We start from the raw sequence: 14,017 nt of genomic DNA, 5'->3' as shown, positions 1-14,017 counted from the left end.
AATTATCCCCTGACTCCCTATAACCTAATTTTGCCGGGTGCACAAGCGGGCACGAGTCAACAGTACAAACTACTAAAATGTTGTGGAATCCCGGTATTCCATAAGATGTGGTAGTGCAACTACCTCATCTTCCACATCTTCTTTGTTCATGTACTTTGTCAACAGCCTCATAGATACAGCTCCAATGTCATACATCGGTTGGACAACTGTAGTTAACGTAGGCCGTACCATTTGTGCAAGACGCGTGTTATCAAAACCGATAACTTGTACATCTTCTGGAACTTTTAACCCAATATCTTGTAAACCATGAATTACTCCAAGAGCCATTTCATCTGTTGCTGCAAAAATAGCCGTTGGAGAATCATCCAAACCAACCAGTTTTTGTGCTCCCTCTAAACCTGAGTGATATGTGTAGTCACCAACAGCAACAAGGTTTTCATCAAAACCCTGTCCTTTTTCTTCGCACGCTTTTTTATAGCCGCTGAATTTTTGATATCCGTTTACCGGATCTTCCAGTGGGCCAGTTACCATCCCCACCCGTTTCACACCAGCATTAATTAAATCAGATACAGCATCAAAAGCAGCTTGTTGATAATTAATATTCACTGACGGCATTTCTTTATCTGCATCAAGTGTTGCTGCCAATACAATTGGTACAGGAGAGCGTTTAAAAGTCTCCGCATGCTCTTCTGTAATTTCTCCTCCCATGAATAAGATACCATCCACCTGTTTTTCTAGCATGGTATTAATGAGATGAATTTCTTTTTCCTTATTCTGATCAGAGTTACACAGAATAATATTGTACTTATACATTGTAGCTATATCTTCAATTCCACGCGCCAATTCAGCGAAAAAGATGCTCGAAATGTCTGGAATAATAACTCCAACGGTTGTTGTTTTTTTGCTGGCAAGTCCTCGTGCCACTGCGTTTGGTCTATATCCTAAACCTTCAATGGCATCTAATACTTTCTTTCTTGTAGCTGGTTTTACATTTGGGTTGCCGTTTACTACTCGTGAAACAGTAGCCATAGAAACGCCTGCTTCTCGTGCCACGTCATAAATTGTTGTATTCACTGGAATGCCTCCTCTTTTTTCCTTTCATTCTACTTTCATACGTACTGTAATCATATTATAACTTAAGGAGGTTCCGCAATTCCTTTCCCTAGTTATATCGGTATAATCGCCAAAATTTACACTATTTTATACAAAAATCCGCGGATTTTCATTGAAAAGTAGATAAAAGTTGTCGTGTTGCACTTTCTAAAAACACGTTTCCATAGAAACACGATATAAGAAACGTGTATAATAAAAAGCGTCTTCCTCATAACAGGAAGACGCTCTAAACATTATTTAAAGTTTGTACAACCCAGATTCGCGCAGTGATTCAAGAAACGCTTGGAATTGCGGAATATCCATTTGTTGTGCGGAATCTGACAGCGCAACTGCAGGATCTGGATGTACTTCTGCCATCACTCCGTCTGCACCAATGGCAAGAGCCGCTTTCGCTGTTGGTTCTAGGAGGTCACGACGTCCAGTTGAATGCGTAACATCTACAAGAATCGGCAGGTGGGTTTCTTGTTTCAAAATGGGAACGGCAGAAATATCAAGTGTATTTCTTGTTGCTTTTTCGTACGTACGAATACCACGCTCACAAAGAATAATATTTTCATTGCCGTTAGCTATAATATATTCAGCCGCTTTAACAAACTCATCAATCGTTGCAGAAAGACCACGTTTGAGAAGAACCGGTGTATTGTGAGAACCGACTTCCTTCAGCAAATCGAAGTTCTGCATGTTTCTAGCTCCGATCTGAATGACGTCCACGTATTTCGTTGCCATTTCAACATCTTGTGGGTTCATCACTTCACTGATTACGGTCATATCAAGTTCATCTGCCACGCGTTTTAAGATTTCCAGACCTTCTTTACCAAGTCCTTGGAAATCATATGGAGAAGAACGAGGCTTGAACGCACCTCCGCGAAGCAATGTTAATCCTTCTTTTTTCATAGCTGAAGCCACTTCATATACCTGTTCATAACTTTCAACTGAGCAAGGCCCCATGATTAAGCGCTGCTGACCATCACCGACTTTTTCACCTTTCAAGTCTACAACCGTATTTTCTGCTTTCTTCTTTCTTGAAACGAGTAATGCTTTACGATTGTCATCCTCTTGTAATTCTAGGCTTGCCTGAAAAATTTGTTTGAATAAATGCTGTAATGTGCTTGTTTCAAACGGCCCTTTATTGTTTTCAGCAATCATATCGAGCATATTTCTTTCGCGGACAGGGTCAAAACGTTTTTGACCTGCTGTACTTTTCACCTGTCCTATTTCTTGAGCTATACGCGCACGCTCATTAATTAAATCCAATAATTGCATATTTACGTCATCTAATTGTTCTCTTAGTGCATCCAATTGTTCATTGCTCATTCTCTTCTCCACTCCTTATATGAATTTCCATTTTCGTTTAATCTGTGTTACATTTTTTAATGATTAAGGACTATTATATAAGATGATTCAGTAATTGTCACCCTCTTTTTCTTTATTAATTAAACGCTTTTAAGTGCTAAAGTTAATAATGCTTTGATAACGGTGTTTACGGAAATTTGCATCAGAATATTTTTTTGAGGTGTTATGAATCTATGAAAGATAATGAGGAAACTTTATTCGCTTTAGATATAGGTACCCGTTCCGTTACAGGATTAATACTAAAGCGTACAAATGATGAATTTGAACTAATGGATGTGGAAACAAGAGAACATAAGGAACGCTCGATGATGGATGGACAAATTCATAATATTGTAGCAGTAGCTGAACTGCTTGAAGAAATTAAGATGACCTTAGAAGAAAGACATGGCAAACTTGAAAAAGTCTGCGTCGCTGCTGCCGGTCGTTCTTTAAAAACGGAACGAGGGGCGATGGAACTTGATATTTCTTCCCAGTCGTCTGTATACCAACAAGACGTGACGCCATTAGAACTTGGGGCTGTCCAATCAGCACAACACAAACTGGCTTTTGAAACGGAAGAAAAAGAAGATAAAAGCTTTCGATACCATTGTGTTGGTTATTCTGTAATAGCTTATTACTTGGATGGAGAAGAGATGGGAAGTTTAATTGATCAATCCGGACAGACGGCTTCGGTTGAAGTAATTGCTACATTTCTTCCAAAAGTCGTTGTTGAATCATTAATCAGCGCCTTACAAAGAGCCAATCTAGTTCTTGAAGCATTGACTCTCGAACCCATTGCTGCCATTAACGTATTAATCCCACCATCGATGAGGCGATTAAACGTAGCATTAGTTGACATCGGTGCAGGTACATCCGATATTGCAATTACTGATCTAAGTACTGTTACTGCTTATGGTATGGTACCAATAGCAGGCGATGAAGTCACAGAGGCACTAAGCGATCAATTTTTGCTCGACTTTCCAGATGCAGAACGAGTGAAACGGCAGTTAGCGTCAAAGGAAGACGTGTCGATCACGGATATTCTCGGAATCGAAACGATGTATCCTCCTGAAGAAGTTCTTCAGCCGATTCGCCCTGTTATCCAACAGTTAGCAGCAGAAATCAGCTCCGAAATCATGACATTAAACCGAAAAGTTCCAAAAGCGGTCATGTTGGTAGGTGGCGGAAGTATGACGCCAGAAATCGGAATACAGCTTAGTGAAGCTCTTGGTCTCCCTGAAAACAGAGTAGCTATCCGTGATATTGACGCAATCAAAAACCTTTCTTATTCTGATATCCAGCCAGGACCTGAATTGGTTACTCCAGTTGGTATCGCTATAGCAGCTAAAGAACATCCCGTAGAATACATGCCTGTCACGGTAAATGGTGACTCACTACGCTTATTCGATGTTAAAAGCTTGACCGTAGGCGATGCCGTTTTGGCTTCCGGATTATCAATACCTAAACTATATGGGAAGCCGGGAGCAGCTATTGTCGTTACTTTAAATGAACGAGTTGTGTCGATTCCAGGCTCAAGAGGAGATGCTCCAAGCATCCAAAAAAATGGAGAACCTTCCGATTTAAAAGACACAATAGCAGCTAAAGACAATATAACCATTACCGAAGGCAGGCATGGGGAACCAGCTGAGGCAACATTTCAAGACTTATTAGACAAACCACCAGAACTTCAGATAACAGTAAATGATAAACATATTGTAGTACCTCCGCTATATGTGAAAAACGGAGAACCAACAACACAACACGTAGAGCTGCAGGATAGGGATCGTTTAGAATGCCGGCTTCCTTCTAGTATTTCAGAAATCTGGGCTGCTATGAATTGGGAAAAACCACAATCTAACGAAGCAATTATTTATCTTGATAATAAAGCTGTCAGTCCCGCCAACTTAAAAAATGAATGCACAATTAACGGGAAACCAGCTAATATGAACCACACTGTTAAATCAGGAGATTCTATTAGGTTCAAACAATCTTCTACAACGAACATTACTATTCGGGAATTGCTCGAGCAAGAAGGAATACATCCAGACATAACGAAGCACATACGGTTCAATCAAGAGGAAATAACAATGAAAAAAAACATGCTCGACATTGAAAAAAACAATACGGAAGCATCTTTAGAAGATAGTGTCAGCCACGAGGATTACGTGAAAACAACAAAAAATGTTTCCGGTTCTACTTTTATCGTACAAGATGTCTTTCACTATGTAACTGTTGATTTAAGCGGATCGGCTAACAAAAAATGGGACCTTACTCAAAATGGTATGCCTGCTGCATTTACTGATGAAATAAAAGAAGGCGATCACATCGAACTCATTCTCACTGACAAAAATCAGGCAGATACAGAAAAACGCTCCGCAGATTGATAAGCTGCGAAGCGTTTTTTCGTTATTACTATTTATCCGATTCTTCTGACGCTGATGCGTGTAAGTCTCTCACATCGTCATTGACTCTTTCTTCTTCGGATTCCAAATCCTCTGAGAGCTCATTTGCCAATTCATCTGCAGTTTTTTCCGCATTTGAATTCGATGCAGAACCGGCAACACCTTTTACCCGATCATAAATTTGATAGGATTGGTCCGTTACATTTTTAGCAAGTTCTGACGATTTGTCTTTTGCGCGGTTGGCCCACTCTGAACCTTTTTCATAAGCTTCATTTGTAAATTCACTCGTTTTAATTTTTGCTGATTGAGCACCTTCCGACAAATCTTCTCGTAGTTCTTTACCGGCTTTTGGAGCTAATAAAAGAGCTGAGCAGGCTCCTACAATACTTCCTATTAATGTACCAATAACAAAATCTTTCGTGTTCATTTGTGACATTGCGCATCATCCCCCTGTAGTATAAGATTGTTCTGTTTGATTTACTTCTGTTTTCTTTTTTCTTTCCTGCCATTTGGCATACATGTCAATCGCCGCATTTCCCCACTGTACAGCTTGTGCTACTTGATTTGACTGTTGTTTTGAATGGCGGCTGATCGAATCAGACATGTTTTGAAAAGAACTGTTCACTGTTTCTAAGGAATCTCCTACATTTCTCAGAGATGCAAATAAACCGTTCAATGATTCGGTTTTATGTTGTACATCATCCGCAATGAGGTTCGTTTTTTGAACCAATTGCTCAGATTCTTTGGATATTCCCTCCATTTGCTTTTCAAAACGTTCAACTGTGTTAGATACCCGTTCCATCGTACTCGTTGCTGCTTTTAATGTTTTAACAATATAGATAACTAATGCCGCAATAGAAAGTGCTACAATGAGTGCACTTATGTAAACTAATTCCATTGAACGATTACACCTCCCTATTGTTCAGTTTACCACGAATAGATCTTCTTAAAACATGAATATGTTATGATTTTTAACCAATTTTAGTCTATAGTATATTATTCGCTGTGTTGGCACCTTACACCTTCTTTATAAAATTTTAACATTTAGATAAATAAAAAGTCTTCTTTCGTTTATTAGAAAGAAGACTTTTTATTTATCCATTTAAAGAGTTTTCATAAGCCTGCTGAAATTTTTGAATATCTCCTGCTCCCATGAATAACAAGATACCTTCTTCATGTGATTTTAACTGGTCAACTTCTTCTTCTGTAATTATCTTAGAATCAGGAATCCTTTCTTGTAAATCTTCAATAGAAAGGGCTCCGTCTTCTTCTCTTGCTGAACCAAAAATATCACAAAGGTAAACGCGGTCAGCTGCTCTTAAACTGTCAGCGAAGTCCTCCAAGAAAGCTTTTGTTCTTGAGAACGTATGCGGTTGAAAAACGGCAATAACATCGCGGCCCGGATATTTCTGCTGAGCCGATTCTAGAGTGGCTCTTATTTCGGTAGGATGGTGTGCATAATCATCAATCAGTACTTGGTTGTCGACTTCTTTTTCAGTAAATCTCCGTTTCACTCCTGGGAAAGAAGCAAGCTGTTCTTTCATGACGCTGGCGGGAACTTCCTCATAATGACAAATTGCTATAACACCAAGCGCATTTAATACATTATGTCTTCCGTAGCTTGGGATAATAAACGTGCCATATCGGTCTCCACGTATTTTCACATCAAATGTTGTTCCTTGTTCATCCGTCTGAATATTGTCAGCATTAAAATCGTATTTCCCATCTATCCCATAGTACATTATAGGAACAGGTGCATTTAAAGTTTGTAAATATTCGTCATCTCCACATGCAACAATGCCTTTTTTTACATTTTTCGCCATTTCATCAAAAGCAGAAACAACATCGTCTACATCTTTAAAATAATCTGGATGATCAAAATCAATGTTTGTCATGATTGCATAATCCGGTTTGTATTGAAGAAAATGCCGTCTGTATTCACACGCTTCGAAGACAAAAAAATTACTATCTTCTTCCCCTTTGCCAGAGCCATCTCCAATTAAAAAAGAAGTCGGTTTGTATTCACCAATAACATGGGCCAATAAACCAGTTGTCGATGTTTTCCCATGAGAACCTGTCACAGCAATGGAAGTGAATTGTTCGAGAAATTCTCCCAGAAATGTTGGATAGCGATGTACTGGTATGTCTAATTCTTTCGCTTCTTTAATTTCCTGATTATCTTCTCCATAAGCAGGAGAAGCAATCAGTGTCTGTCCTTTTTTTATATTTTCCTTTTGAAAAGGGAGAATCGGAATTCCTTTTGTTTCCAAAGGTTTTTGTGTAAAAAAACGTTTTTCCACATCTGATCCTTGCACGTTACATTTCATATCATGAAGAATTTGAGCTAGTGCGCTCATTCCTGATCCTTTAATACCTATAAAATGATAGGTCGTCATAATTATGGCCCTCCATCTTATCCTACTGCCCGTCTGTTAAACATTCGGGTTAGAAACACTTGTTGTTTCATTCTAGGTTTGTTAAGTAATTGTTTAAACACCTACATAATTATATCAGAAACGGGTTCCCCCTCCAATAAAAGAAAAGATATGGCAATAAGACATTAAAATGATGATCGAGTTGCAGCAAAAGTTAGCCAACTTGCTCCATGTTCTTTCATAAAACGGAGCCGCTGATTTTCAGCCTCTTTTTCTTTTGACACAGACTTCCACTTGTCAATGATATCATGTTGTTCGGGTAAAACAAGTGGAACCATCGGACTAAATGCTCTGTCTTCAAATCCGCAGTGAACGGTCCGCGCCAAAATGTGAGAAGTCTCGGAACTTGTCGCATCTAACTCATAAACCGAGGTTAATCTCTTTTCATCATCTCCTAGTAGTGGAGTTGCCAGTATTGTATTGTTGTTTCGGTCGATAATCTGAAAAGGTTCAAGTACTGCCGTCAAAATAAGACCGCTTAGCTGTATTTTCGAAGGAGACAGATTTTTAGCGTTTTCTTTTACAAACATGTCAAATAAACGTGTCCCTATGATGGTGATGTAGTCAAAGGCAAACCAATCTTCAAAGTATTGTTTCCATGGCTGTTCTTCTAAATCTTCCACTGTTTGATCTGCCAATTCTGCGAATAAATGTTTCGCTCTAACTTTCTCACGTAAATTCGTGTTACGTTTTAACCAGCTGTTGTAGCACTCTAATAACTCTATAAAATCTTGATCTGCTTGTTGTTGTTTTTCTTGACGATATTTTTTTAAATCCGGCACATTTGAAGCCATCTATGGCCAGACCCCTTTCTCATTTTCATTGCCTTATGCTTTTTCCAGACGTGGATTCGGACGGTAGTAGCGCCCTGCTTTCGCTTCATCTTTATTGTTGATTTTTACATTATCCCCTGTAAAACCAATATGAATGTTTAATAAACTACTGCCGACGCCATAAATATCAACAGGTACTCCCATCGATTCATATTCACTTATTTTTTCTGCAGTAAACCCGCCGCTGGCAAGAATTTTCACATGGTGGTATCCTTCAGCATCTAAAGCGTTTCTTAATGCAAAAACGAGTTCTGAGTTAACGCCGCGGGGATCAAATGCTCCCATAACCTCTGGATGTCTGCAGAAATGTTGGTCCACCATGTTATTGGAAGTATCAATTCGAACCCCTTTCAAGTCTTCTCCAAATTCTCGAGCCACTTTCAATGAATCCGTAATGACATCATTATTATAATCAACCAACGTCATTAAATCATCTTCTGGATACGTTTCTTGATAGGCTTTCGATGCAGCTACAACGTCTCCTTCAAATAGTTGAATTAACGCGTGCGGCATTGTACCCATACCTTTTTTTCCCCACCATTCACTCATAGCATGGGTTGCTTGGGCTTTAGAGCCGCCGATATATGCAGAATAGCCATCTCCCGCCTGTTGAGTAAAGTGGTCGTCACGATCCCCCATAAATATTACCGGTTTTTGGGTTCCAGATATTCTCGCAGCTTTTACAACATTATATACATTCGTTGCAACAGATGTGCGGCGAGCGAATATCCCATCAATTAATCCTTCTAAATGTCCGAAATATTGATAAGGACCAGTAATCATTAATACTGTTTCATAAGGCTCTATTTTATCTCCGTCTTCCAACGAATATATTTCTAATTCTTCAGGGTTTTTAGCGAAGGTTTTGATTAAAGCAATGACTTCATCTGTGCCACATAAAACACTATGTTTTTTTTGAAAAAATTGCATAGTTACGATATCGTTAGATTTATATTTTTCAGCAATTTCTCTCGTCTTTAAGAAATAAACAGCGGAAAACCAACCTTCGCCTACTCTTTCGTCAAATTTAAACGTTTTGTTCGTAAGCCGTTTAATATCACCTTGCATTTTAAGTTCGATTTCTTTCATTGATTTACTCCTTGCTTTCTCTAGTAATCTTCTAGAAAAATATTAGAAAAAGCTGTTCCAAAGGGAAAAAGCTGAGCAGGCAATAAATCTGTTGGAAGATTTACCGTTGTTCACACCTTTATACCTTTTGAAACAGCCTTATTCAAGCAACCTCTTTTCTGCTTGAAGTTCATTCCCTTCAAACAACATCCATTAATGAACAATAGAATCTTGTCCGCGTTCCATAATCACAGCCTCCATAATCTCTTGCACATCCGCTTCGCTTACATCACGCAAACCATCCTGCAGTACAATCGGCACCGTCTTTTCCTCTGTTTTCAACAGGTCAAGTGCTTGCGGATAAAGGAATTCTAACAATACATCCAGCTGAATCTGTTCCATAAGAGGTCCTCCTTTGTTTGAAGAAGTCTGCTTACGTTACATTCAGCCTAAGCTGTTTTCTTTGCTGCGTCTTGATTGCAATGATTTGAATTGACCTCAGGCTGTATATTGGTGCTATAGTTCTAGCTTACTCTCTATCATATATAACCTTGCAGTGAAAGACAAGGTATGAAACCTATAATCATTACGTATTTTTGATAAAACTACATCAATTGTTGTTCTTCTATTTCATTTTGGCTCATCAGAACCTGTCTTGGTTTACTTCCTCTTGGCCCTGAAATGATTCCTTTTTTCTCCATCATGTCGATTAATTTTGCAGCTCGATTATACCCTATAGAGAAATGGCGCTGCAACAAGGAGGACGAAGCACTACCTTGTTCTGTTACAAAATGACAAGCTTCAGGAAATAATGCATCACCACTTTCCTGTTGATCTACTTTTTTAGCAAGCTCTTCACGTTGAAACATATAGGCAGGTGCTTTTTGACTTTTTACAAACTCAGTGACAGCATCAATTTCTTCATCGCTTACAAAGGTTCCTTGCACTCTTAACGGCTTCGGCGAGGTATTTTCATGAAAAAGCATGTCGCCTTTACCAATTAGTCTTTCTGCTCCGCCCATATCAAGAATAGTACGTGAATCAACTTGTGATGACACAGCAAAAGCAGTCCGACTTGGAATATTTGCTTTAATTAAACCAGTAATAACATCCACCGACGGACGCTGTGTTGCGAGTAACAGATGAATACCGCATGCTCTTGCTTTTTGAGCAATTCTGCACACCGCATCTTCCACGTCCTGTGGAGACACCATCATTAAATCAGCCAGCTCATCAATAATAATGACAATATATGGCATTTTCTTTTCCGGAGTGCCTTTTTGCTGTACACGCTCATTGTATTTTGTTATATCGCGCACTCCCTCGTGGGCCAACCTTTCATACCGCTCTTCCATTTCAGCAACAGCCCATTTCAAGCCGGCCGTCGCTTCTTTAGCGTCATTTATAACCGGTGTGACAAGATGGGGAATTTCCTTGTAAGATGCAAGTTCAACCATTTTGGGATCTATAAGCATCAGTTTTACTTCTTCAGGATTCGACTTATAAAGAATACTCAACAAAATGGAATTAATACATACACTTTTCCCTGAACCTGTGGCTCCAGCAATGAGACCATGAGGCATTTTTTGAAGGTCTGCAACAATAGGGCTTCCTGAAATATCAAGCCCCATCGCCACTGTTAAAGGAGAATCACTCCGAGTAAATACATCTCGTCGTAAAATTTCTCGTAAAAAAACTGGTTTGCTGACGGGGTTCGGGACTTCAATACCAATCGCATTTTTACCAGGAATAGGCGCTTCCATTCTAAGATCTTTTGCGGCAAGAGCCAGCTTCATATCATCAGTTAAATTAGTGATTTTATTCACTTTAACGCCTGCAGCCGGCTGTACTTCATACCTTGTGACAGAAGGTCCTTTTGTCACATCGATAACTTTTGCATCAACGTTAAAGTTGTGAAGCGTATTTTCAAGCTGTTGTTTTTGTTGTTGCAGTTCTTCCGAATCATTTTCTTCTGCTTTAGGCGGTACATTTAATAAGTGTATTCCCGGAAATTCATATGTAGTAGATGCACTCTTTTTGCCTCTTTTTGTTTGTGAATGATGTGCATTTTCATACATTAACACGTTAAAAGGGACAGTTGACTGGGAACTTTTCTGAGAGGACTCTTGAGTCTTCTCTTCGTTCTTCTCGCGTGATTCTCTTCGCTGTCTGCGGCGTTCTTGACGTGAAAGACGTTGCGACTCTGCTTTTGCTTCAGTATCAACTGACTCTGTTTCTTTGTTCACTGTTTCTACTTGTGTTTGGTCAACAACTTCCGAATTTGAGGAATACGGCTGACTAGTATCCCCTGCTGCAGAAGGAATTGATATATCGACTGTCTGTTCACTATAAAAGGTCGACTCCATCCTGTCGTCTATTTCATTTTCCGTAGACTGAGGTGGTTCTTGCTTTTCTAACTCTGACTCCAATCTTATTTCTTCTGACGCAGTGCTTTCTTCCTCTTCGGACTCCATTTCCCGACTTTCTGTGACAGGTAATACCGTATGATTCCTTTTCTTTAAGAAATCTGGGTGGAGTGGTACTCTTTCAAACCCGAAAACAGGCGAAGGAATTTCCTCAGATGAAAAATCATTTCCCTGGAAATAATTTTGTCTTTCTACTGAAGAAACCGAATTTTGTTCTTTTCTTTCTGTTGTACTTTGTCGTTCTGTCTTCTTATCTGCTTGTTCGTTATTAGTAAACGAGGAGTCATAAAACGTGGTTTCTCTCGGTTTCTCTTCCGTTTTCTGCACTGGTTGATGCGCCGGTTCTTTAGATTCCCCTACATCAAGCGGAAATCTGAAATTTCCTTTTTTTGGATAATAATGGACGACTTTGGCATTTGATTCTGTGTCCTTATAAATTTGTGCATGCTGCCGAGACTTTTTTTGATGTTGAGGAGAAGGAGCAGCAGTTGAATTGCTTTCTTTATCTGTTTCTTCTCCTCCTAACAATAAGTCCTGCATTTTTTGTTTTAATCGCTGAAAGGAACCGCCCATGGTACCATCCCCTTTTTATGGTTGCTGTAAACTGATTGCATCACTAGTGGATTTACAAAAAACCACTAGCCCTTCCCAGTGGTTTTTTCGGTAGAAAGTGTACCTACATCGTCACCCTATTAGTATGATGATGGTTCTCTTAGTTATGGTATTGAGAAAGAAATTCACGGCCTGTCTCGTACGAATCGTTTAGCACAAGAATTCCCTTTTCATTTGGAGCATCCGCTAATACTAGTTCTTTAGCTGAACAAATCATTCCGTTTGATGACACTCCGCGCAGTTTTGATTTTTTGATTTTCATTCCGCCGGGCATGAAAGCTCCTGGCATTGCAATAACTACTTTTTGACCTTTATCTACATTAGGTGCTCCACACACAATCTGGTATGTTTCTTCTCCGACATCCACTTGGCAGACACTTAGTTTGTCAGCATCCGGGTGTTTCTTTCTTTCCTTCACAAAACCGACAACAAACGACGGAGTTTCTGGAAATGTGATCTTTTCGGTCCAGCCATTTTGGTTCAAGGCGCTTTCGATAAGATTCTTCACATCTGTTGAGAGTGAAATCATTCCCGTTTGATCAATATTTCCATAGTTCGACGCATGAAAAATTGTATAGCCTGTCGTCTCGCCAGTATTTTCGTGATACAACCGTGCTACGTCACCTTTTCGTTCAACAGCACGTTTTTGTTTTTCAATTTCTTTAAGGGACACAATCAATGTGTCTCCCATTCCATTATTGTTATAAAAGACATTCATTATTATAGTAACTCCTTCATTCGAACATTTCCTCATTCATTGTATCATAAAAATAACAGTGCTCCCCGTTATTTTTGTGGTTTTTTACGAGCTAGAATAAAAATCGGTTCCAGTGACCCATTTTCATATAAAAATGGTAAGGCGGTGATTGGTATTCTTCCATTATTAAAGAACCGGAAAGTCATTTGTCCTAACACATCATAACCTTGGTCATTGTGAATATCTGCAATAATCAACACATCTTGGTGCGGGACCGCAACAGCCATGTCACCTTCGATAAAATGACTTATTTCTTCTGTGAATGCTTCGTTCAACAGACGGCTTGCATCATATCCATCGTTTGTATTGATGAAATAAAAAGTGTTACCAGCCACTTCATCTGTCTTATACGTATTTTCAAGTGAACGTACATTAAATAAAGCTAATTCTTTCAACTGTTCTGCAGTGAAACCTTCCTTATCAGCTGTCTCTTGCTCGAGCATAGTATATGCTTCCCCTAAATCAAGAGCGTAATAAATACGAGTTTCTGCCGTGTGTTCAGAGAAAATTAATGTTTTCCCATCCCTTGTTTCGGTTGGAAAAGAAGTCGAACGTAATACAGGATAAATGTTTTTTTCTTTTCCTTTTAACGTCACATTTCGTTCCATTGCCTCAAACGAAGCATTAATAAAATCGGCAGCTTCTTTTAACGCCTGTTCATGGTCCTTATCGTTTTTTGCCAACAATTTGTTTAAATCTAAATCGACGCCTTTATTTAAACCAGTATGATCCACTCTTAATGAACTATGCTCTTCATCGAACACAAAACGACGATTGTCTTTTTCCAATCGTTTCTCTAATTTTTGTTTAAATTCTAATATATCCATACAGGAATCTCTCCTTTTTTCTTACAACTCACGTATTGTGCTATTGCTTCACTTAGTTTAACACGATTAATACATAGCATAAATGAGTTTGCCTTTTCATTTTAGTTCTAAAGTTTTATTTTTTATGTTTTAATTTATTATCCATTTCTCTCTTGAATAACTACAAAAAACTTTTCTGGAGAAGAAACAATAGCATCTTCCACCAACACTTT

The 14,017-nt window shown here is 39.0% G+C and carries 12 protein-coding genes; 1 reads left to right on the top strand and 11 read right to left on the bottom strand.

Annotation, left to right across the window (positions count from 1 at the left end; translation table 11 throughout):
- Positions 1 to 72 precede the first annotated feature (72 nt).
- Both ccpA and J2S78_RS04695 read right to left on the bottom strand, forming a co-directional pair.
- Positions 73 to 1,074, bottom strand: coding sequence for a catabolite control protein A (ccpA, locus tag J2S78_RS04700; RefSeq protein WP_306896737.1), 1,002 nt, complete (start codon positions 1,072 to 1,074; stop codon positions 73 to 75).
- 276 nt (positions 1,075 to 1,350) lie between these two features.
- Positions 1,351 to 2,427 (bottom strand): bifunctional 3-deoxy-7-phosphoheptulonate synthase/chorismate mutase, encoded by a 1,077-nt coding sequence (locus J2S78_RS04695; RefSeq protein WP_125555072.1) that lies wholly within the window; start codon positions 2,425 to 2,427, stop codon positions 1,351 to 1,353.
- Positions 2,428 to 2,639: 212 nt separating this feature from the next.
- Between J2S78_RS04695 and J2S78_RS04690 the strand changes: the two genes are divergently transcribed.
- Positions 2,640 to 4,829 (top strand): cell division protein FtsA, encoded by a 2,190-nt coding sequence (locus tag J2S78_RS04690; RefSeq protein ID WP_306896733.1) that lies wholly within the window; start codon positions 2,640 to 2,642, stop codon positions 4,827 to 4,829.
- Positions 4,830 to 4,857: 28 nt separating this feature from the next.
- On the opposite strand, the gene J2S78_RS04685 is transcribed toward J2S78_RS04690, so the two are convergent.
- From J2S78_RS04685 to J2S78_RS04645, 9 genes are all read right to left on the bottom strand, one after another.
- Positions 4,858 to 5,283: a YtxH domain-containing protein gene (locus J2S78_RS04685; RefSeq protein ID WP_306896731.1), complete on the bottom strand. Its 426-nt coding sequence runs from the start codon at positions 5,281 to 5,283 to the stop codon at positions 4,858 to 4,860.
- A gap of 6 nt (positions 5,284 to 5,289) precedes the next feature.
- Positions 5,290 to 5,745: a DUF948 domain-containing protein gene (locus J2S78_RS04680; protein WP_306896729.1), complete on the bottom strand. Its 456-nt coding sequence runs from the start codon at positions 5,743 to 5,745 to the stop codon at positions 5,290 to 5,292.
- Positions 5,746 to 5,941: 196 nt separating this feature from the next.
- Positions 5,942 to 7,243, bottom strand: a complete 1,302-nt coding sequence (gene murC, locus J2S78_RS04675; RefSeq protein WP_306896727.1) for a UDP-N-acetylmuramate--L-alanine ligase — start codon at positions 7,241 to 7,243, stop codon at positions 5,942 to 5,944.
- 164 nt (positions 7,244 to 7,407) lie between these two features.
- Positions 7,408 to 8,076 carry a hypothetical protein gene (locus J2S78_RS04670; RefSeq protein ID WP_306896725.1) on the bottom strand — a complete coding sequence of 223 codons (669 nt, stop codon included), beginning with the start codon at positions 8,074 to 8,076 and terminating at the stop codon, positions 7,408 to 7,410.
- Positions 8,077 to 8,109: 33 nt separating this feature from the next.
- Entirely contained in the window at positions 8,110 to 9,204 is a 1,095-nt protein-coding gene (locus tag J2S78_RS04665) for a nicotinate phosphoribosyltransferase (protein WP_306896723.1), read from the bottom strand.
- A 192-nt stretch (positions 9,205 to 9,396) separates the two neighbouring features.
- Complete coding sequence (locus J2S78_RS04660; RefSeq protein WP_125555065.1) at positions 9,397 to 9,585, bottom strand: hypothetical protein; 189 nt, start codon at positions 9,583 to 9,585, stop codon at positions 9,397 to 9,399.
- 203 nt (positions 9,586 to 9,788) lie between these two features.
- Positions 9,789 to 12,182, bottom strand: coding sequence for a DNA translocase FtsK (locus tag J2S78_RS04655; RefSeq protein ID WP_306896721.1), 2,394 nt, complete (start codon positions 12,180 to 12,182; stop codon positions 9,789 to 9,791).
- Between the two features lie 139 nt (positions 12,183 to 12,321).
- Entirely contained in the window at positions 12,322 to 12,939 is a 618-nt protein-coding gene (ytpR, locus tag J2S78_RS04650; protein WP_306896719.1) for a YtpR family tRNA-binding protein, read from the bottom strand.
- Positions 12,940 to 13,007: 68 nt separating this feature from the next.
- Positions 13,008 to 13,805, bottom strand: a complete 798-nt coding sequence (locus J2S78_RS04645) for a DUF1444 family protein (RefSeq protein ID WP_306896717.1) — start codon at positions 13,803 to 13,805, stop codon at positions 13,008 to 13,010.
- Between the last annotated feature and the right edge of the window lie 212 nt (positions 13,806 to 14,017).

The organism is Salibacterium salarium (genome assembly GCF_030813635.1).
In the GTDB taxonomy this organism is placed as follows: Bacteria; Bacillota; Bacilli; order Bacillales; family Marinococcaceae; genus Salibacterium; species Salibacterium salarium.
This window is presented reverse-complemented; position numbering and strand designations above follow the sequence as displayed.

Coding starts and splice junctions, on each gene's coding strand:
- murC (WP_306896727.1), bottom strand. CDS start 7,243: ATGACGACCTATCATTTTATAGGTATTAAAGGATCAGGAATGAGCGCA.
- J2S78_RS04670 (WP_306896725.1), bottom strand. CDS start 8,076: ATGGCTTCAAATGTGCCGGATTTAAAAAAATATCGTCAAGAAAAACAA.
- J2S78_RS04695 (WP_125555072.1), bottom strand. CDS start 2,427: ATGAGCAATGAACAATTGGATGCACTAAGAGAACAATTAGATGACGTA.
- J2S78_RS04685 (WP_306896731.1), bottom strand. CDS start 5,283: ATGTCACAAATGAACACGAAAGATTTTGTTATTGGTACATTAATAGGA.
- J2S78_RS04655 (WP_306896721.1), bottom strand. CDS start 12,182: ATGGGCGGTTCCTTTCAGCGATTAAAACAAAAAATGCAGGACTTATTG.
- J2S78_RS04665 (WP_306896723.1), bottom strand. CDS start 9,204: ATGAAAGAAATCGAACTTAAAATGCAAGGTGATATTAAACGGCTTACG.
- J2S78_RS04645 (WP_306896717.1), bottom strand. CDS start 13,805: ATGGATATATTAGAATTTAAACAAAAATTAGAGAAACGATTGGAAAAA.
- ytpR (WP_306896719.1), bottom strand. CDS start 12,939: ATGAATGTCTTTTATAACAATAATGGAATGGGAGACACATTGATTGTG.
- J2S78_RS04690 (WP_306896733.1), top strand. CDS start 2,640: ATGAAAGATAATGAGGAAACTTTATTCGCTTTAGATATAGGTACCCGT.
- J2S78_RS04660 (WP_125555065.1), bottom strand. CDS start 9,585: ATGGAACAGATTCAGCTGGATGTATTGTTAGAATTCCTTTATCCGCAA.
- J2S78_RS04680 (WP_306896729.1), bottom strand. CDS start 5,745: ATGGAATTAGTTTACATAAGTGCACTCATTGTAGCACTTTCTATTGCG.